The sequence below is a fragment of the Commensalibacter sp. ESL0382 genome, assembly GCF_009725775.1.
GTDB lineage: Bacteria > Pseudomonadota > Alphaproteobacteria > Acetobacterales > Acetobacteraceae > Commensalibacter > Commensalibacter melissae.
Genome location: NZ_WNII01000006.1, coordinates 21,743 through 48,159 on the forward strand (window position 1 = coordinate 21,743; position 26,417 = coordinate 48,159).

Here is a 26,417-nt window from a genome sequence, read left to right on the forward strand (position 1 = left end):
TTTATAAAGAAAGATAATTTTTGTATGGCTGAGCAGAATTTATATGTTTCCTTTTATCATTGTGTTATAAAGGCCTTGCGACAAATTTTACCTGATTTGTCAGAAGATTTGATAAAAAGAATTGAATTGACACCTACACGTGATGTTTCACATGGGGATATGGCGACGAATGCAGCCTTGATTACGGCAAAAATTGCCAAGCGTCGGCCACAGGAAATTGCCAAGGAATTGGCTGAACGCCTTCAATTTGTTTCTGGTATTGAAAAGGCTGAACCTGCTGGGCCGGGATTTGTGAATTTGAAATTGGCCCCTTCTGTTTTTCAAAATCTTGTTTCAACGATTTTGCAGATACAGGAAGCGTATGGAAACAGTCAGATTGGAAATAATATCAAAACCAACATTGAATATGTATCTGCCAATCCGACAGGACCAATGCATGTAGGTCACTGTCGTGGCGCGGTCGTTGGGGATGTGTTGGCCAATTTGATGGCTAAGGCTGGTTTTGACGTTACCAAGGAATATTATATCAATGATGCAGGTAATCAGGTTGTTGCATTAACATGGGCAGCCTATTGGCGTTATGTTCAGGTTCTTGAAGGAGATTGTTCCCCGACTGATTTTGAAGAGCGTTACAAGGCGTACATGCCAACTGGTTTACAATACCAAGGAGATTATCTTATTCCAGTTGGACAGGATCTTGCTCAGCAATATGGTAAGACATTATTGAAGGGCATAGAACAAAAACCGTTTCCAGCATGGTTTGAAAAAGTTAAACAGTGCGTTTTGACTCACATGATGCATGATATCCGTCAAGATCTGAAAGCTTTAGGTGTTTTGCAGGAAGAATTCATCTCAGAACGTGCAATTCTTGAATCTGGTATAGCCGATCAGGCAATTCGGATATTGGAAAAAAAGGGACTGGTGTATACAGGTATACTGGAGCCTCCCAAAGGGAAATTGCCAGATGATTGGGAGGCTCGTCCACAAACACTTTTTAAATCAACGGCTTATGGTGACGACGTGGATCGTCCCTTACGGAAATCTGATGGCAGTGCAACATATTTTGCTAATGATATAGGTTATCATTATGATAAAATAAAAAGAGGTTATCAGATTCTATTGGATGTATGGGGTGCAGATCACGGTGGATATGTTTCCCGTATGAATGCGGCAGTAAAAGCTCTAAGTCCAGTGGATGTGTCAACTGATTTTGAAGTTATTTTATGTCAGATCGTTCGAGTTGTTCGTAATGGTGAGGTTGTAAGGATGTCCAAACGGGCAGGCACTTTTGTAACATTACGCGATCTGATCGATGAAGTTGGAAAAGACGCGGTGCGGTTTACCATGTTAACACGTAAATCTGATGCGCAAATGAATTTCGATCTTGAACAGGTTGTTGCTCAAACCCGTGACAATCCTGTTTTTTATGTTCAATATGCGCATGCAAGATGCCGTTCCGTTTTGCGTTCTGCTGAAGAGATTTTTGGTCAAGAGCGATTAACGGCCTCCGATCTGGCAAAAGCGGATCTGTCGAATATCAGAAATGAAGAGGAATTAGCGGTTATGCGGCGACTTGCACAATGGCCCCGTACAGTTGAAAGTGCCGCCTTGATGCGTGAACCACATCGTATTGCCTATTATTTGATGGAGCTTGCATCAGATTTTCATGCATTGTGGAATGCCGGACGGGATGATGCGACTTTACGCTTTATCCAAAAAGGTGATGTTCATGGCACGTTGGCCAGAATGGCGTTGATTGAAGCTATTGCAAGTGTAATTCGTTCTGCTATGCAGGTCTTGGGAATAGAACCAGTTGAGGAAATGAGATGATGGATCAAAATTCACCTGAACCCCCTAGAAAAAGATCATTTTTTGATGATGATTCCATGGAAGCCTCTCGTTCAGGTCAGGGCAGAGAGAATATGATACGTGGACAAGACCCGCGTATGAATCCTGCCCGTGAAGATGATGGACGATTGTCTCCACGTCAAAATCGTCCTGATCCAAATGGCAGGGAAAGAATGGCATCACGTTATCATGAAGAAGACGATGAAGAAGACGAATATGATGAGGATTATGATCGTCGCGGACAGCCACGTTTCGCATTTATGCAGAATTTATTTCATGGAGATTCCTCGACACGTCGATTAGCCTATGCCGCAGCGGGAATTGGCGGTATTTTATTGCTTTTCATTGGAGGGTGGATGATGTCTCATACGGGACATCAGGGTATTCCCGTTTTTGAACCGCCTCAAATTGCTGCCAAGGAAAAACCTTTACCGGAAAACAACACAGAAACTATTGGTATGGATAAGGCTGAAGGTCAAATGAAAGCGAATGGAAAACCTGTTCTTGCGCCTGGACCTGAACAGGCTGACCCATCGGCATTAGCTGCACAATATGGAACAGGCAATTCAACAGCCTCTAATAATCAGACTCCCGCAATGACCAATATGAATGGCAATGTTATGGATAATGGAGTATCGTCTCCCAATAATGTACCTTTGGTTGCAGCTCCATCGACGGCAACGTCATCAATGGGTAATGACTTGCCAGAGAATAAAAACAAAAAGCAGGCACAATCAAAGGAAGATGAGGGTAATGTCTCTGATGAACAATCGGATGAGGCAGAAAAATCTGTTGCGCCTGTTCCTTCAAAAAAACCTATTCGGCATCATCGTCAAGATAACGGTAAAAAAGTCCCTTCTGTAAAATTGGAAGAAAAACGCGTAGGAAATGGTCATTTTATTGTGCAGTTGGCTGCATTAGGGTCAAATGCTGCAGCACAAAAACAATGGCAGGTCATGCGCAAAAAAGCTCCAGAGTTATTGGGGCAATATTCTCCCACCATTCAAAAGGCTAATGTTAAGGGTAATACGATTTATCGAATAAGAATTAAGGGTTTTACCTCCAAGACTCAGGCAAATAGTTTTTGTAGCCAATTGAAAACGAAAAGTCTTTCTTGCACGTTGGCCAATTTTTAATCTGGTTTTCATAAATCTGGTATAATAATGCGGCAATCGGATCTTGTTCATGAGACGGAAATGGAAAATCATTCTTCTTCATGGAATGATGAGACTTTCATTGTTCGGCTTGATGGATTTGAAGGGCCGTTGGATATGTTGTTGCAATTGGCTAAAACCCAAAAAGTTGATTTAACTCAGATATCAATTTTGCCACTGGTTGAGCAATATCTACAAATTATTGAATCTGCAAAAAAAATAAGATTGGAGTTGGCAGCCGACTGGTTGGTTATGGCGAGTTGGTTGGCATGGTTGAAATCATGTCTGTTATTGCCGCAAAAAACTGATCATTTTGGCGATACTGAACAGGCGGTTGATTTACTTCAAGAACGTTTGCAAGGGCTGGAACAAATCAATAAAGCGGCATTGTGGATGCAGGAGCGACCTTTATTGGGGAGCGAGGTTTTTGCCAGGGGATATTATGAAGATCTTACTTCAGTGGATTCCTCTGGATTGATATTGGATAGTGCACGTTTTATTGACGCATATATTCGGATATTCCATCGTAAAAATAAAAAAAGGGAGTGGCGAATTCGATCGTTTCATTTTTGGACGGTCAAAGATGCTCTAAATCGTTTGAAACGTTTACTCAAATCTCATCATGTACCTGGATGGCATGCGTTGGATGCTTTTCTACCCTGTTGGGAGGCGGTTAATAAAAAGGATCAATCACCTGTCCAACAACAGCAACAATGGAAAGCTGCCTGGTGCGGAATGTTGCTGGCCGGATTGGAACTGGCAAAGCTTGGTGAAATAAAGCTTGATCAGCAAGAGCAGTTTGGTCAAATTCGATTGCAATCACGAAATGACGGCCAATCCTATCATAAAAATTTGGAAGCGGAATGAAAACGGACTTGGAAGATTTAAAAGGGTTGATCGAAGCATATATATTTTCGCAAACGGAACCTGTTTCAGAACAATCAATTGAATCTTTGCTGGAAAAAAATTCAATAAATTTAAATCCTGAAGGAAAGGCAACTGTTAGCATCCTTGACATTATTCATTCACTTCAAGAGGATTATGCGTATCGTGGCATTCGTTTATGTAAAGTTGCCGGTGGATGGCAATTTCGGACAGCTCAGGAATGGACGGCATATCTGGTAAAAATCATTGCCAGGCCAAAGCGTTTATCTCGTGCAACAATGGAAACTTTGGCCGTCGTTGCTTATCATCAGCCTTGCACTCGGACAGATATCGAAAAAATTCGAGGGGTCGGTTTAAGCCAAACTGTTTTGGAAACTTTATTGGAATATGGTCTTATCAAACCTTGTGGACATAAATCTGTACCAGGACGACCAACTTTATGGAAAACATCCAAAGAATTTTTAACTTATTTGGGGTTAAATGATTTAAATGATTTGCCAAAAAAAGAGGAGTTATTTGGAGATATTCCGTACCATTCTTTAAATGATGAATAAATAAGTGGTAATATCTTTGCTAAACAAATCATATAAAACCAAATCATGATGCATATTATGGAAATAGAGGGGGCAATATAAAGCATGTTTGATTTTTCTTGGGCAGAACTGATATTGATTGGGATTGTCAGCATGATATTTATAGGACCAAAAGATTTTCCAAAAATTGTCCATTGGTTTAGTGACGTAGTGAAAAAATGCAGGGGCATGGCACGTGAATTCCATAGTCAGGTGGATGAGATGGTTAAGGATCCAGACCTTAAGGAAGCCAAAGATCAGTTGATGAAATTACGTCGTATGAATATTAAAAGTGCAATATTGGATGTAATCGATCGAGATAGAACACTTCAGGAGAATTTGAATTCCCCCCTAAATCAAACATCTATTCAATCTCCGAAACCTTATGAAATTCCTTTTTCAAATAAAGAGCCTGAGATTATTCCCGAATATTCAGCGTCAACCGATCATAAGGAACCTGATCTGGAAGCTTTGGCAAAAAAAGATCCAGCTCCAATTTTTTTTCCTCCTGCAATTGCGCAGCGTTTACAGGTTAAAAGATCGGCTCCACCTGTTCCAGCGATGATTCCACCACAAATTGTCAATTACAGGGAACAGAGATGGCCATGAATATTCCCGAAGAAGAGTTGATCAATGATAAATCAATGTCTCTGATGGAACATTTTATTGAGTTACGTCGTCGAATGATTGTCTGTCTGGCAACTTTTTTGATTGCTTTTGGGTTTTGTTATTACTATTCGGAACAAATCTATATGTTCTTGGCCCACCCCTTGGCGCAAGCCATGCGACAACAGGGAGAACAACCCCATCTTATTTATACGGCCTTATATGAGGCATTTTTCACTTATATCAAGTTGGCATTTTTCGGTGCAATTTTTTGTTCATTTCCTATGTTTGCCATTCAAGCATGGATATATATCGCCCCGGGATTATATCGAAATGAAAAAAGGATTTTTGCGCCTTTTTTGGTTGCAACACCGATTTTGTTTTTACTGGGTGCAGCGCTCGCTTATTTCTTTGTCTTTCCTTTTGCATGGAAATTCTTTTTATCATTTCAGGTTGGGGGGGATCATAATATGCATATTGAATTGCAAGCCAAGGTTTCCGAATATCTTTCGTTAGTTATGCGGTTAATCATGGCTTTTGGTATTGCATTTGAGCTTCCTGTCATGTTGACATTGATGGCAAAAATAGGTTTTGTGACTTCATTAAAGTTAAAGAAATTCAGAAGATATGCATATGTTATTGCTTTTGTAATTGCTGCAGTTCTTACACCTCCCGATGTAATTACACAAACTTCCTTGGCTATCCCTTTAATTATTTTATATGAGATTTCAATTTTATCTGCCCGAATGGTGGAACCCAAACCAGAAAAGGAATTATTATAATGCATGATTTTCGTGCTCTGCGTTCTGATCCTGTGGCTTTTGATAACGATTTGGCCCGTCGTGGATTATCCGCAGTTAGTCAGACATTATTATCGTATGATGAGGAACGGCGCTCATATTTGAATGAGCTGCATCAAAAACAAGCTGATCGAAATAATATTTCAAAACAAATTGGTCAGTTAAAACGGAATAAAGAAAACAGTTCCGTTTTGGAAGCGCAAGCCATAAGGTTGCGTCAGGAAATAGATTCATTGCAGACGCGTGCGGATAAACTGGATCAACAAATTTTTGAGGTTCTGGCAAGTTTGCCTAATCGTTTGGCTGTGGAGGTTCCGACGGGAAAAGATGAAACTGAAAATGTTGTTGTACATTATTGGGGAAAAATACGTGAATTTGGTTTTACTCCATTGCAGCATTTCGAGTTGGGCGAAAAATCAGGGTTGATGGATTTTAATGCAGCTACCAAGTTAGCGGGCGCACGGTTCAGCATTTTACGTGGAGCGTTGGCAAGACTTGATCGTGCCCTGGGACAATTTATGCTGGATTTTCATACAACTGAACATGATTACGAGGAATATGTCGTTCCATTACTAGTTAATGAACAGACCATGTTTAACACGGATAAATTGCCTAAATTCGGGGATCAGTCTTTTTGTACAAAAGATGAGCGTTGGCTAATTCCAACAGCAGAGGTCCCTCTGACAGGAATACAGGCAGGTGAAATAATCAATTATGATCAATTACCTGTTCGCAGAACTGCTTTAACTGCCTGCTTCCGAAGTGAAGCAGGAGCTGCTGGTCGTGATACAAGGGGATTAATTCGACAGCACCAATTTTATAAGGTTGAAATGGTCAGTGTGACCGCACCTGAAGAAAGTGAAAAAGAGCATGAGCGGATGACCCGTTGTGCCGAAATGGTTCTTGAAAAATTGGAATTACCCTATCGTCGTGTCTTGTTATGTTCTGGTGATACTGGATTTGGGGCAGCAAAAACCTGGGATCTGGAAGTTTGGCTGCCAGGCCAACAAGCCTGGCGCGAAATTTCATCTTGTTCCAATACACGTGATTTTCAGGCGCGTCGCATGAATGCTCGCTATCGCCCACAACCTGAAGAGGGTAGAAAAACGCCTCCGGTATTTCTGCATACTTTAAATGGATCTGGTGTTGCAGTTGGACGGGCTTTGGTTGCTGTTATGGAAAACTATCAAAATGAGGATGGTTCAATATCTATTCCTGAAGTGCTTCGATCTTATATGGGTGGTATTGAAAAAATCGGATAATGAAATATAACAAAAGGGGATAAAATTCACCCCCTTTTGTTTTTGGACTGTCAAATTGTAAAAAGAAAAAAGTGTTATCCACTGGATAATTTGGCCGTTAAATCCTCTATAAATTGCCAGGCAACACGGCCATTTCTGGCACCACGAGTAACTGACCATTCGTTGGCCTGTGCTATGAGATCCTCTTTTGAAATGGGTAATTTTCTTGCTTTTGCATATTCTGTTACAATCTGATCAAATAAATCTTTGGAACAATTATGAAATCCGATCCATAATCCAAAACGATCAGAAAGAGATACTTTTTCCTCAATGGCTTCAGAAGGATTAATGGCGGAAGAGGATTCGTTTTCAATCATATTTCTTGGCATTAGATGTCTACGATTGCTTGTGGCGTAAAATAACACATTTTCTGGGCGTCCGGCAATTCCACCATCTAATACGGATTTGAGCGCTTTATAATCACGGTCTTCTGATTCAAAGGAAAGGTCATCTGAAAAAATGATGAATTTGTAAGACAGAGGTTTCAATAACCGTAAAAGAATGGGCAGGGAGTAGATATCATCCCTGGGAATTTCAATAATTTTCAAAAGAGGGCAAATGGTTGATAGTTTGCTGTTTACTTCATGATAAACCGATTTGATCAATGAAGATTTTCCCGTTCCCCTTGCCCCCCATAAAAGAACGTTATTGGCGGGAAGATTTTTGGCAAAATGATATGTATTCAGAAAAAGTGTTTCTTTTTGGTTTTCGATACCTTGTAACAGATGAAAGTCGATAAAAGACATGTTCTGAATGGGTGTCAATTCATTATTCTGGGCGGACCAGATAAAACAGTTATGTTTATCAATATTTTCAATTTTTGGCTGAGGAGGGGCAAGTCTCTCTAGGGAAATCGCGATACGTTCCAGTAAGGGGATAAGGGATTGAGTCATCTTTTTTCCGGTTTTCATGATCTTGTAGTATGCGAGATACTTTATATAGTGTATGAAGGTGCCTATAATGATAGATGATCAATATACGTAATGTGAATAAGATAGGAAAGCAGTTTGATGATCAATTTTATGGATTTATTTATTACTCCTGCCTATGCACAAAGTGCAGGTGGTGGTGGAGGTGGTACTGCCACAATCATGAGTTTACTGCCTTTTATTGGAATATTTCTGGTATTTTATTTTATTGTTATTATGCCGCAGCAAAAAAAAGCCAAGCAAGTTCGTGAAAAAATGAAAGCATTGCGACGGGGTGATAAAATTGTAACCGCGGGTGGTATTGTTGGTAAAATTGTACGTAACCAGGAAGATTCAGATCAAATGGAAGTGGAAATTGCGTCAAATGTTCGAGTAATGGTTGTTCGTAGTACTGTTACGACTATTTTGGAAAGTAAGGCCCAAACAGAAAATACCCAATCCAAGATAAAAAACCAAGGTAAAAAAGAAGCCAAAGAAAATAAGGCTGTTACATTGGATAAAGCTGATGAAACGGTAAAAGCGGAATAAAAAACCGGCGGAATGCCGGTTTCCTTGATACAGTTTATTTTGCGTTTATTTGGGCTTCTGCAAAATCATAATTTGCGAGATTATTAAGGAAATTATCCACAAAATCAGGGCGGCGATTACGGAAATCAATATAATATGCATGTTCCCATACATCAATGGTTAATAGAGGCTTTCCCTGGCCCTCGGAAATCGGGTTTTTACCATTTGGTGTTTTGGTAACGATTAATTTATTGTCAGAAGTCAAAACCAGCCAAGCCCATCCCGAGCCAAATTGCGTGGTAGCGGCCTTTTTGAATTCAGCTTTGAAATTTTCAACTGAACCAAAATTTTTACGGATTAACTCTTCAAATGCAGGAGACATTGAACCACCATCAGGACTTAGGGAATTCCAGAATAAAGAATGGTTGTAATGTTGACCTGCATTATTCAAAACAGGTGTTAAGGATTCATCCTTTGCTGCCGTTACAATTAATTCTTCTAATGATTTCCCTTCAAGTGCAGGGTTTGCTTTGATAAGATCATTCAGGGTATTAACATATGCTTGATGATGCTTGTCATGGTGAAATTGCATGGTTTCTTCGCTCATTCCTGAACGAGCCAGAGCATTATAGGGAAAGGGAAGTTGTGGTAATTCAAAAGACATTTGGTTCCTCGATATATTGCAATAATTTTAAAAAATTATATAAGACCTTTTTGGTTCTTAATTCTCTTATATAGAGATTATGCGGAATTTTACAGAGATTAATTGATAAATTTTTTAGGCACATCTCCTTCATAAATTATATATATCTTTTGGAAATGATTAAAGAAAAATCTAAACCCCTTTCTTTTTGCGGCCAATATATAAGGAAGTCTGATCCAGATCACTTCTTTTGCGCGCTTTTTATGCCTTCTGATTTACGAGAACAATATTTTCGTTTATTGGCATTTTATACCGAGATTACTCGGGCCGTGACCCTATCCTCTTCATGGGATGTGGCAGGGCCAATGGCGGGTTATATCCGTTTGCAATGGTGGCGGGACTTGTTGGCAAACAAATCCGACCGGGATCATGAAATTGCGCCTTATATCAAGGATTCTCTGGATCGAAATTTGTTTTCTGCTGAAGATCTTTTAAAAATCATTTCCGCTCGCGAAGAAGAATTGGAGGGTATAAAAAATTGGAATCATTGGGGTTCGATAATGGTGCGGTCTGTTGGACAAATTCAGCGGATTCTTGCAAATCTTTTTAAAATAAGAGAATTACCGTTGGTTGAAGCGGTGATTGCAGCGGGTATTGCCAGTGAAACCGTTCATATTTCAAAAAATTTACCGAATATATTTAGAAAAGGGCGTTGTCCTTTGCCAGCAGAGATAATTCATGATTTCTCGTTACAGCGGTCAGAAAACGGAATTAGCGTAACATCATCAGAACTTAATGCAATCCGTGATATTTTAATAGAAAAGGCATATTTTTATATGCGAAGAAGCGAGAAGGCTTGTTTGTTAGAGCGTCAATACAGATCCGTTATTTTACCTGTTATTTTGGCCAAACGGGATCTACACAGGTTTGAACAATGGGATCATTTGTCCCGGAAACGTGGAATTGGAGACAAGTTGTCCGTTATAAAGGCAAATTATTGGGTTAAATTGAAAATAAACGAGACTTAGAAAGATGATTTTTTATAAAAAAGGTTCATTATAAAATTAATGAACCTTGAAAATAATGGATATTAGAGATTATAAAGCAGAAAATAATAAGATTATCCAGGTTGTCCTGTTCCTCCCACAATTCCCCAGCTTTGCCCTGTTACATAAGATGATTCAGTAGAGGCAAGTGTAACATACAAGGGAGCGATTTCTGCAGGTTGCCCAGGTCGTTTAAACGGACTTTCACCACCAAAGTTTGGAATAGCTGATTGGGGCTGAGCCCCGCAAATTTGTAGGGGGGTCCAGAAAGGTCCTGGATCAACACAGTTGACACGTATTCCTTTGGGAAGAAGCTGTTTGGCCATTGATTTGGTAAAGTTGCTGATACCTGCTTTGGACATGCCATAATCCACCAGAATTTCTGGAGGCATATATGATACGAGTGAAGAGGTGGTGATGATGGAACTGCCAGGTGGCAAATGTGGAATGGCAGCTTTGGTGATCCAGAAAAGTGCATAAAGATTGGTTTTCATTGTCCAATCAAATTCTTCTGTTGTTATATCAGTCAGTTGTTCAGAATATTTTTGTCTTCCAGCCACATGGGCAAGAATATCTATTTGACCCAATTTGGCTACAGCATCTGCAACAAGTTTTTTACAGAATTCCTCATTCCGGATATCACCGGGTAATGCAACAGCCTTACGTCCGGCTTTTTGAATAAGATCAATGACCTCTTTTGCATCAGGTTCTTCTTGTGGTAGATAATTGATGGCAACATCCGCTCCTTCACGTGCAAAGGCTATAGCGGCAGCGCGTCCAATACCGGAATCACCTCCTGTAACTAGTGCGTGTCGTCCTTTTAAACGTCCGCTTCCCTGATATGTTTTTTCTCCGCAATCAGGAACAGGTTGCATCTTGGACTGTAAACCAGGCCAAGGTTGTGGCTGTTTAGAAAAGGGAGGCGTTGGGTATAGGGACATTGGGTTTTTTAGAGGAGGGATAGATTTATTTTCAACATGTTCAGGCATGGCATGAATACTCCTGTTTGTCGCTAAAGCGGCAGCTCCAACAGCAACACCGGTAAGGACTTGGCGACGAGAGTTGGTATGAAATACGGAAGGATTCGCATTATTCTCAGACTTTTCTTTTTCAGACATATTTATCACCTAAAGAAATTTGAGAAATATAAAATAATAAATTAATAATTAAATTTTATTACTTGGATAAGTTTATTAATTATTATTGGCAAAATTATTTTATATTATGTAACTCATTACAATTTCTATTCTATATTTTAAATATTTTAAATTCAATATATTTTAATTTATTACTTAATTATATAGAAAATAATGAAATGCTACGAGATATAGTTATTCTATGAATTTTAATGAAAAAAGATAACTGAAGAAAAGAGAGTTTCTCCAGTTATTAATTGTTATCTTTATTTGCTTAAAGATGCCGGTTTATTGGGTTGATCAGGCTGACTTTCGATTATATCTTTTATATGTTTCAGTTCCCGATATATATCGCTATTTTTGTCTTTGGCCTTTGTTTCTAATTCATTGAGTTTTTTATAAAGGTCACTGTTCTTATCATTAACTTGTGTTTTAAGATATTCAATTTCTTCATTTAAATCTTTCTTTTTATCATGTGTATATGTTTTAAGTTGTTCCAGATTTTTGTGTAGATTGCTGTTTTTGTCTTGGATTTGCTTTTCCAGCGTATCTAGATCTTTATCGAAATCTTGGTTTTTTTCATGAGCGTAGGATTTTAGAAAATCAAATTTTTGATGCATCATATTATCTCCCGTTGGGGAATGATTAATGGTCGTTTTTGATTCGTCTGTGACTTGGGTAGTTTCAGCCAAGGATGGACAGGATAAAAGTAATCCCAGAAAAGCGCTATAGGACAGTAAAAGTCTTTTTTTTATAATCCTCATAATTACCATACCCATTTTGATATAAGTTTATCTTTTAATAATATTAATCCCGGTTGTGATGTTTTGGGTCAATCTTACCTAATAAAATGATCATTCTTAATTATATATCTTACCGGAATTATGATCAACCTTACCCAATAAATTGACAATACTTATCATATACCTTATCGAAATCAGGATTAAAGCCACCTATCGTGTTATAATCATTATCGTAAACCTAGCTGTCATCTGCATTGGCATAGGAAAAAGACAAATGGTTTAAAAAAATTACTGAAATAAAAATTTAGCTAATTTATAAATGAATGTTGGATTTCCAAAATTTTTTAGGCTTAAATAAAATATTAAATGTTATTAATTGTTATTTGAATATAATTGTTCAAGAAAAGTTTTTTGTCCGATCACTCGGATGCAAACCATAAAAAGATAATCAAAAAACATTCACCATTTGTCTAAAAAAATATTATAATCTAGGCGATTATTAAGGGATATGAACGAATTATGAAAAAATACCAACTTTTCTTATTCATGATTGGGATAAGTCTATATGATTCATCAAGTCATTCAATTTATGCCAAGCCTTCTGTGACAACTAAGGAAACCCCGAATGAAGAATGGAATATCCATCAATCGGAGAATAAGTATAATACTGATACTGGCATTTTTCCATCCTATCATAAAAAAAGAGGTTTATACCCTTCCAAACATCAGATGCATAATCCGCTACGTAAAAAAGGTTGGCATACTCATCCAGATCCCTATATCGAGGAGGGGGGTGTCTATACCAATTCTGAACATCCTGCCTTGACAGATGATCAATCGACTATGCGTGAATATACAAGTGGAACACCTAATCATTATGTTTCACCCCCGTCTATTTTGTTAGGGTTAAAACATTCACGCCAGTCTCAGCAAAAGGTCAGGATCACTGACCCGTCAAATGGGTATGCACCGCCCATTTCATTACCCCCTTCATAAAAAGAGTCTCTTTAGTTTTGAGGAACATTTAAAGCGTGTTCTTTGATTTTAAACTAATTCATGATACATAGAAAAATCTGATTTGCCGAGTTCAAGTCAACGTTGATTAAATTTTTGACCAAATCTGATTCTGAGATAATATTATGACCCCAAAAAGTTCGTTTATACAGGAAGCACAGGCACGAGGATTTATTTTTCAGGCGACTGATCTGGAAAGTCTGGATGAGCGTATGGCAAAAGGTTCTATTTCTGGATATATCGGATTTGATCCAACAGCTGACAGTTTGCATGTCGGGTCTTTGGTACAGCTGATGCTGTTGCGTTTATTGCAAAAACATGGACATCAGCCCGTTGCTTTAGTTGGTGGTGGAACAGCCCAAATCGGAGACCCCTCTTTCCGGGAAGAAGCACGCAGCTTGATGAATCAGGGTACAATTGATCGGAATTTAGATGGGATTGTCCAGAATATTCATCAAATTTTACAATTTGGATCAGGCGAAAACAAAACAATTACGGTTGATAATGCAGAATGGCTGAAAAAGCTTTCCTACATTGACTTGCTAAGGGATGTTGGCATTCATTTTTCAGTTAACCGTATGTTATCCTTTGACAGTGTTAAAACACGTTTGGAAAGAGAACAAGGGTTATCATTTCTTGAATTTAATTATTCCATTTTGCAATCATATGATTTTCGCGAATTAAATCGTCGTTATGGAACTGTTTTACAGATGGGTGGTTCAGATCAATGGGGAAATATTGTATCTGGTGTAGAACTTGTACGTCGAATGGAGGGAAAACAGGTATTTGGATTAACAGCCCCCTTATTGACAACAAGTTCAGGGGCCAAGATGGGAAAAACAGCCAAAGGAGCCATTTGGCTTAACAAGGAGAAATGTTCGGTTTTTGATTTCTGGCAATTTTGGCGTAATACGGAAGATCAGGATGTTGGTCGTTTTCTTAAACTTTTCACAGATCTTTCCATTCAGGAATGTGAACGTTTAGCCGCTTTGCAAGGAGCGGAAATAAACGAGGCGAAAAAAATGCTGGCAACAGAAGTGACCGCAATTTGTCATGGTCGTAGTGAAGCAGAAGCTGCACAGAAGGCGGCTAGAGACATATTTGAGCAGGGTAAACTGGCTCAAGACGGATTACCCGAAATAGTCTTGCCCACCGAAATGCTACAACAGGGTGTTCCTGTTTTTCGTTTATTTGTTCTTGGAAAGTTAGTGAATAGTAATGCGGAAGCCAGAAGATTAATTCGAGGGGGTGGGGCAAGAATTAATGATGAAAAAATTAGTGATGAGGGACAAATTATTACTGATGATGCGTTATGTGATGGGGTTATTAAGCTGTCATCAGGTCGTAAAAATCATATATTGATACGTTGTCGATAGTATAAGGATGCTATTTTTAATATTACCGTTTAAAACAATCGTTTTTTGTCTTAACCTTTTAAAACCAAATATCGGTTTTAAAAGATTTATTTTCATGATTTGGTTTTTATACAATTAAATGAATCATTTTCTATCAATGATTATAAAATAAATATATATCGCTGTATTATTATAGAATTAGATTAAAAAATTGATAATTTTACAGTGATTATCTTTTTTCGTTTACGGTTTTTATGAAATTACAGTTTGATTTTTTAAACTATCCTTACAATTTCGAAAATGTTTTGAGGATTATACAAACACGTCAGTTGGATAGGGTTTTATCCTGTATACAGGAAATAGAGGAATGGGTAGGAAAAGGATATTATGCAGCAGGATTTATAACGTATGAAGCCGCGTCTGCCTTTCGTTCTTATTTGATAACGCATCCTCCTGAAAAAATGCCATTGTTATGGTTTGGTATTTTTGAAAAACCGATAAAAAGAAAATTCAAACCACAATCTAAAAAAATTGATTTTGGATTAATGAATTGGCAACCTGATTGTTCATGGCATGAATATCAACAAGCTATTGCAGCTGTTAAAAATCATATCGCTGACGGTGATACCTATCAGGTGAATTATACATTGAGAATGGGAACGGATTTCCAGGAAGACCCGTATGAGTTCTATCTGCATATGTTGCAGGCTCAACAATCAAGTTATAGTGCATATCTGGATATTGGATTGTTTCAAATTCTTTCGGCATCTCCGGAATTGTTTTTTCAGGTAAAAGAAAGGAAAATTACTGCTAAACCGATGAAAGGAACAGCCCCAAGGGGATTAATCTTAACGGAAGACCTTGAAAACAGGAAAATATTGAATAATGAAAAAAATCGTGCTGAAAATTTGATGATTGTTGACTTGCTGCGTAACGATTTGGGACAAATTGCAGAGCAGGGAAGTGTGAAGGTTTCATCTTTGTTCGATAAAGAAAAATATCCTACAGTTTGGCAACTCACTTCAGAAATAACTGCACGATTAAAGGAAAAAACAACATTATCGGATATTTTTAGGGCGTTATTTCCATGTGGTTCTATAACTGGTGCACCGAAAGCAAATACAATGAAAATTATTCGAAAGCTTGAAAAACAGCCGCGTGAAGTTTATTGTGGTGCTATTGGGATAGTAACCCCTGATCAAGAAGCGATATTTTCCGTTCCTATTCGAACGTTGGTTGTCCAAAATAAAAAAGCTGTATATGGTGTTGGAGGAGGAATAACTTGGGATTCCACTTCCAAGGATGAATATCGTGAAGTTATTCATAAAATACAGGTTTTGTATGATCGCCCGATACCCGATCATTTACTTGAATCAGTCTTGCTAGAGAATGGATGTTATTTTCTTTTATCTTTACATCTGGACCGGCTGAAAAAATCGGCTGAATATTTTGATTTTTCCTTTAACCAGGCAGAATTGTTAAAAAGCCTGCAACATCTCTCCTGTCAATATGAACGAGGATGCTGGAAGGTAAGAATATTGTTAGATCAAAAAGGGTTAATCCAGATAGAAATTAATGCTATTCAGTCTTTACATCACGATTTGATCGCAAGATGGGCGAAAGAACCTGTTTTGTCAGATAATATGTTTCTATACCACAAAACGACAAGAAGGGATTTTTATCCTCCTGTTACATTGGATTGTGAACAATTACTTTTTAATGAGAAAGATGAAGTTACAGAATTTGTCAATGGAAATATTCTTTTGTGTAAAGGGGGGAAATGGGTTACGCCACCTGTCTCTTCTGGCCTCTTGAGAGGAACGATGTGTCAATATCTGTTGGATCAGGGCATGGCGACAGAACAGGTGATTTATAAACAGGATATACAGGTAGGAAGTCAGATCGCTTTTATAAACAGTGTTCGTAAATGGCGTAAAGTGATCTGGAAAAATTCGTTAAACAGTTAGAGTACTACAGATAAGATATTAAGATATCGAAGATATATTTGGGTTAAAATAACCAGATTTTTTTATGAGATTTTTTATGAAAAATTATTTTATCGCACAATTAATCAAGAGGTTAATATGCAACAACATATTATAGATTTTTTACAGCAACATGGTTTTAAATTTAATCAGTTTACTTTGTTTTTAACAGCTGTATCTATTATCATCCTTACGGCGGCCATTGTTCATGTGATTTTACATCGGATTGTGTTGGTCCGATTGGTTCAATTTGCACAAAAAAGCACGCGACTATGGAGCAAGGTCGTTACAGAGAATCAGTTATTTAGCCGTATGGCTTTTACTGTGCAGGGGTTGATTGTCATACTACAGACCACTTTTTGGGTGCATCAGGGTGTGAAAACGCTAGTTTTTCTTATGATTGCCGCAAAAGTTTGGGTATTGGTCTGTGCACTTCTGTCAATATTTTCATTTCTGGATATTGTTTTAAAATTTGCAAGTAAGCTGGATATAGCGGCGCGGCTTCCGCTTGGAGGTATATTTCAAGGATTTAAATTATTGGCCGCACTGCTTTTTGGTATTTTTATTCTTTCCGTACTAATTGACAAATCGCCACTTATCCTGATCAGTGGACTGGGAGCCATGGCAGCTGTCATCATGTTGGTTTTTAAGGATTCCATTCTGGGCTTATCAGCGGGAGTTCAGTTATCTGCAAATAATATGATGCGTGTAAATGACTGGATACAAATGCCCAAATATGGTGCGGATGGAATTGTAATGGATATTGGTTTGACAACTGTTAAGGTTCGCAATTTTGATAATACAATTACGATGATTCCTACCTATGCGCTTGTTTCCGATTCTTTTACCAATTGGCGTGGAATGCAGGAATCTGGCGGTAGACGGATCAAACGTTCTGTGTATATTGATGTTACAACCGTTCATTATATAACACCTGAGGAAAAGGAAAAAATATTAGAAAGCAAGTTGCTTCAACCCTTTGTAAATTCAGAAAAAAATAAGGACAGGGTTGATCATAAAGAATTTATTATGGATTTAGGCAAATATTTATCCAAAGGCCAGTCAATCACAAATCTGGGTCTTTACCGTATCTATTTGGATTTATATTTGAAAAATCATCCTCGTATTCTTAATCAGATGACCTATATGGTGCGACAGATGGCCCCCGATGCAACAGGATTGTTACCGTTGGAGATTTATGGATTTAGCAATACAGTTGTCTGGAAGGATTATGAAGCCATTCAATCGGAAATTTTTGAACATGCCTATGCGGTGATTGAGGAGTTTTCATTAAGTGCATATCAAAATCCATCTGGAAACAGTTCATCTGTGACAGTTTATCAGGGAAATGCTGCATAATGATTGATGTGTAGTAAGACAAGAATTTGTTGAACAGATCAACATTTAGATATTGTTTAACAAATTTCTTTTTATTGTTTTATATGAAATTCTATAGGAATATCCAAATTAATTAGTAAACCTTGGATATCATCGGGTGGAGGAGGAAGTTTTTTAACTCGGTGGGATAAAGTAAGGACTTCTCGATCTAGGATCAAATATCCGGAACTTTTTGCAAGACTGCTTGTTAGGATGATTCCCTGGCGATTTATGGTAATGTGCAAAATGGCGGTTCCCTCTAGGTCATCAGCTTGGGCTTCAGGCGGGTAATGTTTGAAACGTTCGAATTTATTTAAAACCATTCCCTGCCAATTAGCGGATGTTGAAGAAGTGTGTATGACTTGTGCGTTTTGATCCTTTTCTGATGGATGATCGGTATTATTATTTTTTGATGTGGATGTTGAATTTGATCCAGATTGAGAAGTATGTTGTGGAATAATATGTTGGGAAGGTTGCTTTATTTTGAGTTTAGAGAATTTTTCTATTCTTGGTATATCAGGTAGAATATTTGATACAGGAAATTTTGGCAATAATTTTTGAATGGGTGTCAAAGGTTCTGTTTTGGCAAGTGTTGTAGGTTTATTCAATAATGGTGAAGTCGGAGTTTCTGTTCGATTGGGGGATAAGTCAAGTACAAGAGCACTGCTTTCAGTAACAACGGGTTTGTTGGGCACTGAAGAATTATTGTAAAAAAGAAAAAAAGGAAAAATAAGAATTAATAAAGAGACGATAAAGGAAACAATTATTATATAATGGTTTTCTTTAGATCTGAGATCATTTCGGTTGGCTTGCCATTCTGTAAAGGAAATTTTGTCAGTAATCGTGGAGGTTTTCATGCCATTATTGTTTGTTTTGTAAATTTACCAAAGAAATTTTATGATAACCCGCGGCACGGAGTTGATCCATTACCATAATGAAAGAGCCGTAATCAATTTTGGTATCCGCATAAAGAAAGATATGTTCTTCCTTATTGCTGTTTGTTGCAATGTTAATAGTGGAATTGATATCCTTTAATGAAATAGTTTTATCATTTAAGGTTAGGGTATGGTCTGTTTTTAGTGTTAGATAAACAGGGTGGTTGGGTTGTTTCATGTTTTTTGAGGAAGAGTAAGGCAAAGTGACCGGAATTTTTACTGTTGTCAAAGGTGCGGTAATCATAAAGATGATTAAGAGAACCAAAACCACGTCAATAAATGGTGTGACATTGATATCGCATATTTCTTTTGAATCGTTATCAGCATGACGCATACGGATCATGATATTTTTTCCCCCATCATTTTTGGTTGAAAGGGTATGATCTGTGTATTCTTGTCTTTTATTTGCAACTTGCTTATGTCACGAGAAACCAGACGCATGAAAATGGTACTTAAGTCTGCAATTTTTGATCTGCAATTCGCGTTTGAACGAAGAATCATATTATAGAATATTACGGCAGGAATAGCGGTAACCAGACCAACAGCCGTGGCAAGTAAGGCTTCTGCAATTCCCGGGGCAACAGCCGTTAGACTTGTTGTTTGGGTGGAAACGATCCCTGTGAACGATGTCATGATCCCCCATACTGTTCCAAATAGGCCTATAAACGGTGAAATCGCACCAATGGTTGCCAAAAAACCGGTCCCTTTATTTAAATAATGACCTTCATTGCTTTCAATTCTTTCTAATAACAATACAATCCTTTCCTTTAGCCCTTCCGAATCATGTGTCAAAACATTGGAACACTGATATTCATCCGTGATAGCCATTAACATTGTCCTACCAATCCCTTTTTTGGAAAGATCAATGTCAGGCATCAATTCTTTGGCATTTTGTAAACGGAACTTATCAATCAAAAGGTTATGGTTGAGGCGGAAAATCTCTATATATTTCGCTATAAAAATTGTCCAGCTGATTAAGCAGGCAAGTAAAAGCATGATCATGACAAACTGCACAACAGGATTTGCATTTTCAAATAGTTGCCAGGGTGAAAAAGATAAAGTGGTCATTAGTTATCTCCATATAGACGACGAGAGATAAGATATGATCCTATAAATGTATCTGACATGCGTTAATCCAATAAGATCTTGTATATTTAATAAATTTTTAACAGGCAATTCAACTTAATAAATTTTATCTTATATTAAGTGATATTAATTATCAATATTAAGTGATATTAATTATCATTATCAAATTATGGGACTGGTATTAAACTGGATGGGAAAGCCTAAGATTAAATATTTTTCTGTATCGTAAAAAATAGAAAATTTTTATGTAAAGATGGCAATAAGGATATTTGTATTTAAAACTGGTTATTTAATAAATAACCGGTTTTATGTAATTAAAGTTATGTCGTTACAAATTTAGCATAGGCAAGGATTTGGCTAAATGCGGTGGTGGCACTTTTAATGGTGGTATGAATATCCAATTTTGCCTGGTTAATTGAATTTTGAAATATTTTCCAGGATGCGCCTCTTCCATCTTGATCTGGTGCCATATGTCGTGCCCCATAATTTTCAGATAAACCAATTTTTTCCACGCGTTTCAAAAGCGTATTTGCCCCAAGTTTAGATCCTTCGACAACATAAAGAAAACCTACCGCCTCAGAAGCATTCGTTGTGTTTGGTGAAGTAAAGGTAGTGGAAGGGATATCAATTTTTAAATCTTTCAAATCCTCTTTCACTTTTTCAAAGCGGTTGCGATTGATGAGATCGGGGATAATGGCTGTTAACGTTTGGTCATGATAATAACTGTTGGCATCACGATGAATATAATATTGAAGTGAGAGAAATTTCTTGTAGAGTTCAATGTTGTTGAATAATCCAAGATTGGTAAGATAATGATCCAATTTTTCGTGAGTTTCCCGTGTTTGTTGACGTAAAGCTTCTGTTAAAGTAAGGGTTCCTGAGTCTGTCATGGTTGTGTTTCCATTATTGCATGAAAATTAATCAGTTAAGTTGGCTAAATTTATTAGCACCATAATTTTTAGACATATACCAATTAATAGTAATTATCAATATCAATTGATATTAAGAATCATTATTAATTCATTGACATTAAAATTCAGTTGTGTCATCAAAAAGTTATTAATAACCATTCACAATAACGATTGATGAATTCCATGCAGACTATTCAAAAAAAACATTTTTTTTTTCCATTTTCATATAAATTTCCATGGTTTGTAATGTCCGGTTTTTTAGGTTTGACTAATATATCAGCCTGGGGGCAATCTTCTAATCCCATTAATCAGGATTTATTGCCGGACCTCAAAACGCAACAGAGAGATGAACAAAAAAGATCGGATAAATTTAACCAGAAAAACAATATTAAAGGAACTTCGCTAAAGCTTTCTCCGATCCAAATCAAGGGAAAATCAGACCCGATATTGTCTTATACAAAAATTGATCCCGATAAAGATTATAGCTCCCAAGGAAAATCAAGAGTTTTGACGACAACAACAATCTTTAAAACTTTCAGGGATAAACAGATCGATAGTTTGGAGGATTATTCGCGTCGTGTGGATGCGGCAATTAACTATAATTCAAATAATTATAGTATTAATATGCGGGGTCTTGATCAAAGTCGTTTATTAACAACGATTGATGGTATTCGTATGATGTGGGCAAATGATGGTGCATTTGCAAGTGCATTTACGACTCAACAGGGTGGTTTATCAACCTTTGATTTTAATTCTTTGGGTGGAATGGATGTTATTAAAAGTGCAGATTCCAGCTTTTTTGGAACAGGTTCTTTGGGTGGAGTGGTTGCCTTACGAACTTTTAATCCAGAGGATATTCTAAAATCAGGACAAAAATTTGGCGGGATTACAAAAACTACCTATGATGGCGTCAGTGCAAGCGCTTTGTTAAACCAGATTTTTGCCGCACGTTACAAAAATACACTATTTTTACTGGAAGGAGGCTATTCCAATGGTAGTGAAACTGGAAATATGGGACATACTGGTGGGTATGGAAATACACGTACAAAACATAATCCTGCCTCTTACGATCAGGGAAGTTTTGTTGGAAAGGTCATCCATTATTTTTCAGGCGGTCATCGGCTAGGAATTACAGGAGAATGGGTCGATCGCAATGTTGATGAACATACATTGACTTCCCAACGGGTAAAAGAGGAATTTTATCGTACACAAAGTGAAAATCAACGCTCCCGTTTTTCTGTCCATTATGATTACAAGGCAAAGAACCCAGCCAAGGATTTATTTGGCGAAGGGCAGTTTATTGCCTATTGGCAGGATAATAATGTTATAACGAATATCTCAGATCGTTATGATTTAATGCCGAAGCGTGATTCGTGGCAGAAACTGGACATGGATGTTCAATCTTATGGAGTGGTTGGACATGCAACAATGAACGTGTTTACAGGCTCGATACATCATGCAATTACATATGGGGGTGAAGCTTATCTAACAGATACAAGTCAGTATCAATCAGGATGGAATGCCACCAAGAATCCATTCCTGCATAATAATTTTTCGGATATGCCAAATGTGCACGGGACTGATTTGGGGGCCATTTTACAAGATCGTATTGGCATTGGAAAAAATGAGTGGCTGCATATCACATCAGGTGTAAGGTTTGATTATTTTAAACGGGATCCGCATAACACTTCGAAATATCAAAACAATCCAATTTACAATGGATTACCCAAAGGGGCCAGTGGCTCTCGTTACTCTCCAAAGATTTTGGTCGAAGCCCGGATTATTCATCAATTGGTTGCTTATGCACAATATTCACAATCCTATCGTGCACCCAGTGCAAATGAAGAGTATTTAAGTTATGGAACGCCTCCCATGTATCAGGTCACTGGTAATCCCGATTTAAAGGCTGAAACAGGTCGTGGTTGGGAAGTTGGACTTAAATATGGCAATTCAAGACGGGGCTTCAATATGGCCTTTTATGATAATTACTATCGCAATTATATTGATATGATCGGTATCAATCCTTGCACCGGAACACAAATGTGTTTTGGCTATGATAACCTGTCTCGTGTTCGTATTTATGGAACAGAGGCCAGTATGAACTGGGAATTCGATCCCAACTGGCATACGTGGGCCTCTTTTGCATATGCCCATGGACGTAATACAGATATAAATTATGCTTTAAGTTCAATAGCGCCTTTCCGGGGAATCATTGGGTTTGGATATAAAACAGATAATTGGGGAACGGATTTATCAAGTACTTTTGCAATAGCCAGGGACAATGCCAAATTTTTGAATAACACGGGTGTTCTTTCCAAACAGTGGAATACGCCAGGTTATGTTGTTTTTGATTTGACCGGATGGTACAGACCTTCTTTTTATCGTCCCTTGCGGTTTCAATTTGGTATGTATAATATGTTTGACAAAAAATATTATAATGCATCTTCTTTGCCGGTTGGACAATCCTCCCGCAGTCTACAGAAGGCATATTTCTCTCAACCGGGACGTTATTTCAAGGTGACTGCACGTATAGATTTCTGATTTGATTCTTTTAAAATTTTGAATTTCTGCATAGTATTCAGGTCTTTATATTTTTGTAAGAGCCTGATTTATTATGCATAAAAGAAAATTAAATAAAATTTTTGAAAATGAATTGACGAATTACACGGAATTATAGTAAAGACATTTCATCACACAATGGCGGATGTAGCTCAGTTGGTAGAGCGCCGGTTTGTGGTACCGGTTGTCGCGGGTTCGATCCCCGTCATTCGCCCCATCCGACAATTTATTGTGACAATAAAATTTTTCCGTAAAACATGGTTTAAATTTGGCATTTAATCCCTTTTATTTGCAGGCAATTAAATCAATTAGGACTGGTTGTACCAATTATTATAATACTTTGATTAATATTCATTATAACAAGAAGATTAAGATACAGAAAAATTTAGCGGAAATAATTTTCCATTATTGTATTGCTTGTCTAATTAATGCTGGATCATTGTAGTATTGTAGTAAGCAATAAGAATTTATTTGGTTTTTTGTCTAAAGAGAAGAGAAAATAATGTGGTATTATAATACCACATATTTAAAGCCGTTGAAAAACAAATAAAAATTAGTAAATATTAAAAAAAAACTTGACGAAAATCATACTTGAGTTAATAAACAAAAGTCAAATTACAGTTTTGCTCAATTAACGGAATCTAGAGTTAATGAAAACAACCATTTCGCTTAAACCAGCGGAAGTAACCAAGAATTGGGTTCTGATCGATGCGAAAGACATCGTTTTGGGACGTTTGGCTGCTATCGTTGCTAATCGCCTTCGTGGCAAGCATAAACCACAATATACACCCCATGTCGATTGTGGTGACAATATTATTGTTATCAATGCTGATAAAGTCGCCTTAACAGGTAAAAAAGTAGAACAGAAGATGTTCTATTATCATACAGGTTATCCCGGTGGGATCAAAGAACGTACGATCAGACAACGTTTGACGGGTAAAAATCCGGAACATCTTGTCATTAAGGCAGTTGAACGGATGATTAGCCGTGGTCCATTGCAGCGTAAACAGATGAAACATTTATATGTTTACGCCAGTGATGCTCATCCACATGAAGCGCAACAACCGGTTAAGCTCGATATAGCTGCGTTGAACCGAAAAAATAGTGTTAATAAAACTACAAAAGTTGGAGCCTGAGGAATATGTCAGAGACTCAAGAACGCACAGGCAGCTTGGCTGATCTGAAAGAGGCAGTTGTTGATACTGTTTTGGCACAACAGGAAGTTATCGTTCGTGAACCAAAGCGTGACCAGTTTGGTCGTGCCTACGCAACCGGTCGTCGTAAGGATGCCATTGCACGTGTATGGGTAAAACCCGGTAAGGGCGAGATTATTGTTAACGGACGTCCGGTAACAAGTTATTTCGCTCGTCCAGTTTTGCAGATGTTGTTGAATCAACCTTTTCAGGTAACCAATCGTGAAGGTGAATTTGATGTTTACTGCACTGTAACAGGGGGAGGTTTGTCAGGACAGGCTGGCGCGGTTCGTCATGGATTAAGTCGTGCTTTATGCAACTATGAACCTGAATTACGTGCCGCATTAAAAGCGGCAGGCTTCTTGACACGTGATGCGCGTGTTGTTGAACGTAAGAAGTATGGTAAGGCAAAAGCCCGCCGTTCCTTCCAGTTCAGTAAACGTTAAGCCTTACAGCTTTATGAAATCAGAGGCGAGGAAAGGCATTATGCTTTTCTTCGCCTTTTTTATTTAAGCATATGTTTAATTATTAAAAACCGATTTATTTGGAATGACAGTCATGACAGAAATGCCTAAAATTTTTATTGATGGGGAATATGGAACTACGGGGTTGGGTATACGACAACGTTTGGCGGATTTTCCAGTTGAATTATGTTCTGTCCCTATTGAGCATCGTCATGATATTGATAAACGTCTTCAAATGATGGCGGCAGTTGATTTGGTGGTTTTATGTCTTCCGGATGAGGCTTCACGTGAGGCTGTTGCTCTTGTTGAGATGATGGAAAGTAAAAGACCGCGTATTTTGGATGCCAGTACAGCATTTCGAACAGATCCGGAATGGGTTTATGGATTTGCTGAATTGGATCCGGGGCAAGAACGAAAAATTGCAAAAGCCGATAAGGTTGCCAATCCTGGATGTTATTCCAGTGGAGTAATTGCTTTGCTTCATCCTTTGGTAAAGGAGGGTATAATTCCCGTGGACTATCCATTAACCATTAATGCTGTAAGTGGATATAGTGGAGGAGGGAAAAAGCTGATTGCATTTTATGAACAGGAAAAGAACGCACCTCCTTTCGAATTATATGCTTTAGATTTGAATCATAAGCATTTACCGGAAATTTGTCATTATTGCGATCTGGTGCAGGAACCTGTATTTGTCCCATCCGTAGGAAATTTTGCACAGGGAATGATTGTTTCAATACCTTTGCATGTTAAGTTGTTAAATGGTACGGTCAAACAGCTTAAAACATGTTTGAAGGAACATTACTTTCAACGAAAAAATATTGTTTTTGTTGAGGATGGTTTAACGCGTCTTCCCGCAAACCAGCTGGCCTTTACCGATCGTATGGAGCTAAGGGTTCATTCGAATAATAGAAATGATCAGGTAATATTGACTGCAAGTTTGGATAATCTTGGTAAAGGAGCATCAGGGGCGGCCATCCAGAATATCAAATTGATGTTCGGTATATGAGGTATTTATCAATCAATATCATTGGAACAATAACCATTTGTATATAAAATTTTAATTGAAATGTTGATAAATGCAGATAATGAGAATTTTTCGATGAAATCGAGGATAAGAATTATTCTAGAAAGATGTCTGGTAAATTTTATAGTAAGATCAGGTTATGAAATACAGTATTGAAACGTATTAGATAACCTGATCCTGTAATAATCTGAAGTATGCTGTTCAGTTTCTCAACTGATTTTTATGATCCAACTGGTTTTGTGAGATATACGGTCCAGCGGCGATGACCTTTACGGTAAGGATCTTCCGGCCCTTTTGCAGAACATGCTGGTCCAGGGGCAGGAGAGCATAGCCGTCCGTCCAGC

The 26,417-nt window shown here is 37.8% G+C and carries 25 protein-coding genes and 1 tRNA gene; 18 read left to right on the top strand and 8 right to left on the bottom strand.

Annotation, left to right across the window (positions count from 1 at the left end; all coding sequences use genetic code 11):
- Positions 1-24: 24 nt before the first annotated feature.
- The 7 genes from argS (at position 25) to serS (ending at position 7,127) form a co-directional block, all read left to right on the top strand.
- Positions 25-1,830: an arginine--tRNA ligase gene (gene argS, locus GM552_RS01375; protein ID WP_155564952.1), complete on the top strand. Its 1,806-nt coding sequence runs from the start codon at positions 25-27 to the stop codon at positions 1,828-1,830.
- Positions 1,827-2,984, top strand: coding sequence for an SPOR domain-containing protein (locus GM552_RS01380; RefSeq protein WP_155564953.1), 1,158 nt, complete (start codon positions 1,827-1,829; stop codon positions 2,982-2,984). Before argS ends, GM552_RS01380 begins: the two co-directional genes overlap by 4 nt.
- Before the next feature lie 27 nt (positions 2,985-3,011).
- Positions 3,012-3,869 (top strand): ScpA family protein, encoded by an 858-nt coding sequence (locus GM552_RS01385; protein ID WP_230882722.1) that lies wholly within the window; start codon positions 3,012-3,014, stop codon positions 3,867-3,869.
- On the top strand, positions 3,866-4,441 hold the full coding sequence (gene scpB / locus GM552_RS01390; protein ID WP_110439360.1) for an SMC-Scp complex subunit ScpB: 576 nt from the start codon (positions 3,866-3,868) through the stop codon (positions 4,439-4,441). The genes GM552_RS01385 and scpB overlap by 4 nt, the downstream gene beginning before the upstream one ends.
- Positions 4,442-4,525: 84 nt before the next feature.
- On the top strand, positions 4,526-5,068 hold the full coding sequence (gene tatB, locus GM552_RS01395; protein WP_155564954.1) for a Sec-independent protein translocase protein TatB: 543 nt from the start codon (positions 4,526-4,528) through the stop codon (positions 5,066-5,068).
- A complete protein-coding gene (gene tatC / locus GM552_RS01400) occupies positions 5,065-5,847 on the top strand; it encodes a twin-arginine translocase subunit TatC (protein ID WP_155564955.1) in 783 nt (260 codons plus the stop codon). Before tatB ends, tatC begins: the two co-directional genes overlap by 4 nt.
- Positions 5,847-7,127, top strand: coding sequence for a serine--tRNA ligase (gene serS / locus GM552_RS01405; RefSeq protein ID WP_155564956.1), 1,281 nt, complete (start codon positions 5,847-5,849; stop codon positions 7,125-7,127). The genes tatC and serS overlap by 1 nt, the downstream gene beginning before the upstream one ends.
- Before the next feature lie 74 nt (positions 7,128-7,201).
- On the opposite strand, the gene GM552_RS01410 is transcribed toward serS, so the two are convergent.
- Positions 7,202-8,059 (bottom strand): ATP-binding protein, encoded by an 858-nt coding sequence (locus tag GM552_RS01410; RefSeq protein WP_155564957.1) that lies wholly within the window; start codon positions 8,057-8,059, stop codon positions 7,202-7,204.
- Positions 8,060-8,176: 117 nt separating this feature from the next.
- Between GM552_RS01410 and yajC the strand changes: the two genes are divergently transcribed.
- Positions 8,177-8,623, top strand: coding sequence for a preprotein translocase subunit YajC (yajC, locus tag GM552_RS01415; RefSeq protein WP_155564958.1), 447 nt, complete (start codon positions 8,177-8,179; stop codon positions 8,621-8,623).
- 34 nt (positions 8,624-8,657) lie between these two features.
- Here the strand turns inward: yajC and GM552_RS01420 are convergent, their stop codons facing one another.
- Positions 8,658-9,266 (bottom strand): superoxide dismutase, encoded by a 609-nt coding sequence (locus GM552_RS01420; protein WP_110439365.1) that lies wholly within the window; start codon positions 9,264-9,266, stop codon positions 8,658-8,660.
- Between the two features lie 155 nt (positions 9,267-9,421).
- Here GM552_RS01420 and GM552_RS01425 point away from each other — a divergent pair, with 155 nt between their 5' ends.
- Positions 9,422-10,273, top strand: coding sequence for a squalene/phytoene synthase family protein (locus tag GM552_RS01425; protein ID WP_155564959.1), 852 nt, complete (start codon positions 9,422-9,424; stop codon positions 10,271-10,273).
- Positions 10,274-10,365: 92 nt separating this feature from the next.
- Here GM552_RS01425 and GM552_RS01430 read toward each other — a convergent pair whose 3' ends face one another.
- A complete protein-coding gene (locus GM552_RS01430) occupies positions 10,366-11,409 on the bottom strand; it encodes an SDR family oxidoreductase (protein WP_155564960.1) in 1,044 nt (347 codons plus the stop codon).
- A gap of 284 nt (positions 11,410-11,693) precedes the next feature.
- Positions 11,694-12,191: a hypothetical protein gene (locus tag GM552_RS01435; RefSeq protein WP_155564961.1), complete on the bottom strand. Its 498-nt coding sequence runs from the start codon at positions 12,189-12,191 to the stop codon at positions 11,694-11,696.
- A 498-nt stretch (positions 12,192-12,689) separates the two neighbouring features.
- On the opposite strand from GM552_RS01435, the gene GM552_RS01440 reads away from it, so the two are divergent.
- The 4 genes from GM552_RS01440 (at position 12,690) to GM552_RS01455 (ending at position 17,883) form a co-directional block, all read left to right on the top strand.
- Positions 12,690-13,166: a hypothetical protein gene (locus GM552_RS01440; protein WP_122122980.1), complete on the top strand. Its 477-nt coding sequence runs from the start codon at positions 12,690-12,692 to the stop codon at positions 13,164-13,166.
- Positions 13,167-13,309: 143 nt separating this feature from the next.
- Complete coding sequence (gene tyrS / locus GM552_RS01445) at positions 13,310-14,560, top strand: tyrosine--tRNA ligase (protein WP_155564962.1); 1,251 nt, start codon at positions 13,310-13,312, stop codon at positions 14,558-14,560.
- 233 nt (positions 14,561-14,793) lie between these two features.
- Entirely contained in the window at positions 14,794-16,506 is a 1,713-nt protein-coding gene (pabB, locus tag GM552_RS01450) for an aminodeoxychorismate synthase component I (RefSeq protein ID WP_155564963.1), read from the top strand.
- 117 nt (positions 16,507-16,623) lie between these two features.
- The gene (locus tag GM552_RS01455) at positions 16,624-17,883 is read left to right on the top strand and encodes a mechanosensitive ion channel family protein (RefSeq protein WP_155564964.1); all 1,260 of its coding nucleotides are present in this window, start codon (positions 16,624-16,626) and stop codon (positions 17,881-17,883) included.
- A 71-nt stretch (positions 17,884-17,954) separates the two neighbouring features.
- Here the strand turns inward: GM552_RS01455 and GM552_RS01460 are convergent, their stop codons facing one another.
- From GM552_RS01460 to GM552_RS01475, 4 genes are all read right to left on the bottom strand, one after another.
- Positions 17,955-18,758 carry an energy transducer TonB gene (locus GM552_RS01460; protein WP_155564965.1) on the bottom strand — a complete coding sequence of 268 codons (804 nt, stop codon included), beginning with the start codon at positions 18,756-18,758 and terminating at the stop codon, positions 17,955-17,957.
- Between the two features lie 4 nt (positions 18,759-18,762).
- Positions 18,763-19,179 carry a biopolymer transporter ExbD gene (locus tag GM552_RS01465; protein WP_155564966.1) on the bottom strand — a complete coding sequence of 139 codons (417 nt, stop codon included), beginning with the start codon at positions 19,177-19,179 and terminating at the stop codon, positions 18,763-18,765.
- Positions 19,176-19,904 (bottom strand): tonB-system energizer ExbB, encoded by a 729-nt coding sequence (exbB, locus tag GM552_RS01470; RefSeq protein WP_155564967.1) that lies wholly within the window; start codon positions 19,902-19,904, stop codon positions 19,176-19,178. The genes GM552_RS01465 and exbB overlap by 4 nt, the downstream gene beginning before the upstream one ends.
- Before the next feature lie 338 nt (positions 19,905-20,242).
- A complete protein-coding gene (locus GM552_RS01475; RefSeq protein WP_155564968.1) occupies positions 20,243-20,812 on the bottom strand; it encodes a biliverdin-producing heme oxygenase in 570 nt (189 codons plus the stop codon).
- Positions 20,813-21,079: 267 nt separating this feature from the next.
- On the opposite strand from GM552_RS01475, the gene GM552_RS01480 reads away from it, so the two are divergent.
- The 5 genes from GM552_RS01480 to argC all read left to right on the top strand — a co-directional run bounded on the left by GM552_RS01480 (position 21,080) and on the right by argC (position 26,055).
- A complete protein-coding gene (locus GM552_RS01480; RefSeq protein ID WP_155564969.1) occupies positions 21,080-23,374 on the top strand; it encodes a TonB-dependent hemoglobin/transferrin/lactoferrin family receptor in 2,295 nt (764 codons plus the stop codon).
- Between the two features lie 159 nt (positions 23,375-23,533).
- Positions 23,534-23,609 (top strand) — tRNA-His (locus GM552_RS01485).
- A 433-nt stretch (positions 23,610-24,042) separates the two neighbouring features.
- Positions 24,043-24,528, top strand: a complete 486-nt coding sequence (rplM, locus tag GM552_RS01490; RefSeq protein ID WP_110439377.1) for a 50S ribosomal protein L13 — start codon at positions 24,043-24,045, stop codon at positions 24,526-24,528.
- A 5-nt stretch (positions 24,529-24,533) separates the two neighbouring features.
- A complete protein-coding gene (gene rpsI / locus GM552_RS01495; RefSeq protein WP_110439378.1) occupies positions 24,534-25,031 on the top strand; it encodes a 30S ribosomal protein S9 in 498 nt (165 codons plus the stop codon).
- Between the two features lie 112 nt (positions 25,032-25,143).
- Positions 25,144-26,055: an N-acetyl-gamma-glutamyl-phosphate reductase gene (argC, locus tag GM552_RS01500; RefSeq protein WP_155564970.1), complete on the top strand. Its 912-nt coding sequence runs from the start codon at positions 25,144-25,146 to the stop codon at positions 26,053-26,055.
- Positions 26,056-26,417 lie beyond the last annotated feature (362 nt).

Bases quoted from the DNA above. Each gene is read 5' to 3' on its own strand.
- pabB (WP_155564963.1), top strand. From the start codon at position 14,794: ATGAAATTACAGTTTGATTTTTTAAACTATCCTTACAATTTCGAAAAT.
- scpB (WP_110439360.1), top strand. From the start codon at position 3,866: ATGAAAACGGACTTGGAAGATTTAAAAGGGTTGATCGAAGCATATATA.
- rplM (WP_110439377.1), top strand. From the start codon at position 24,043: ATGAAAACAACCATTTCGCTTAAACCAGCGGAAGTAACCAAGAATTGG.
- argS (WP_155564952.1), top strand. From the start codon at position 25: ATGGCTGAGCAGAATTTATATGTTTCCTTTTATCATTGTGTTATAAAG.
- GM552_RS01380 (WP_155564953.1), top strand. From the start codon at position 1,827: ATGATGGATCAAAATTCACCTGAACCCCCTAGAAAAAGATCATTTTTT.
- tatB (WP_155564954.1), top strand. From the start codon at position 4,526: ATGTTTGATTTTTCTTGGGCAGAACTGATATTGATTGGGATTGTCAGC.
- GM552_RS01385 (WP_230882722.1), top strand. From the start codon at position 3,012: ATGCGGCAATCGGATCTTGTTCATGAGACGGAAATGGAAAATCATTCT.
- GM552_RS01455 (WP_155564964.1), top strand. From the start codon at position 16,624: ATGCAACAACATATTATAGATTTTTTACAGCAACATGGTTTTAAATTT.
- GM552_RS01430 (WP_155564960.1), bottom strand. From the start codon at position 11,409: ATGTCTGAAAAAGAAAAGTCTGAGAATAATGCGAATCCTTCCGTATTT.
- tatC (WP_155564955.1), top strand. From the start codon at position 5,065: ATGAATATTCCCGAAGAAGAGTTGATCAATGATAAATCAATGTCTCTG.
- GM552_RS01425 (WP_155564959.1), top strand. From the start codon at position 9,422: ATGATTAAAGAAAAATCTAAACCCCTTTCTTTTTGCGGCCAATATATA.
- rpsI (WP_110439378.1), top strand. From the start codon at position 24,534: ATGTCAGAGACTCAAGAACGCACAGGCAGCTTGGCTGATCTGAAAGAG.
- GM552_RS01460 (WP_155564965.1), bottom strand. From the start codon at position 18,758: ATGAAAACCTCCACGATTACTGACAAAATTTCCTTTACAGAATGGCAA.
- argC (WP_155564970.1), top strand. From the start codon at position 25,144: ATGACAGAAATGCCTAAAATTTTTATTGATGGGGAATATGGAACTACG.
- GM552_RS01475 (WP_155564968.1), bottom strand. From the start codon at position 20,812: ATGACAGACTCAGGAACCCTTACTTTAACAGAAGCTTTACGTCAACAA.
- GM552_RS01410 (WP_155564957.1), bottom strand. From the start codon at position 8,059: ATGACTCAATCCCTTATCCCCTTACTGGAACGTATCGCGATTTCCCTA.
- tyrS (WP_155564962.1), top strand. From the start codon at position 13,310: ATGACCCCAAAAAGTTCGTTTATACAGGAAGCACAGGCACGAGGATTT.
- GM552_RS01440 (WP_122122980.1), top strand. From the start codon at position 12,690: ATGAAAAAATACCAACTTTTCTTATTCATGATTGGGATAAGTCTATAT.
- GM552_RS01435 (WP_155564961.1), bottom strand. From the start codon at position 12,191: ATGAGGATTATAAAAAAAAGACTTTTACTGTCCTATAGCGCTTTTCTG.
- yajC (WP_155564958.1), top strand. From the start codon at position 8,177: ATGATCAATTTTATGGATTTATTTATTACTCCTGCCTATGCACAAAGT.
- exbB (WP_155564967.1), bottom strand. From the start codon at position 19,904: ATGACCACTTTATCTTTTTCACCCTGGCAACTATTTGAAAATGCAAAT.
- GM552_RS01465 (WP_155564966.1), bottom strand. From the start codon at position 19,179: ATGATCCGTATGCGTCATGCTGATAACGATTCAAAAGAAATATGCGAT.
- GM552_RS01480 (WP_155564969.1), top strand. From the start codon at position 21,080: ATGTCCGGTTTTTTAGGTTTGACTAATATATCAGCCTGGGGGCAATCT.
- serS (WP_155564956.1), top strand. From the start codon at position 5,847: ATGCATGATTTTCGTGCTCTGCGTTCTGATCCTGTGGCTTTTGATAAC.
- GM552_RS01420 (WP_110439365.1), bottom strand. From the start codon at position 9,266: ATGTCTTTTGAATTACCACAACTTCCCTTTCCCTATAATGCTCTGGCT.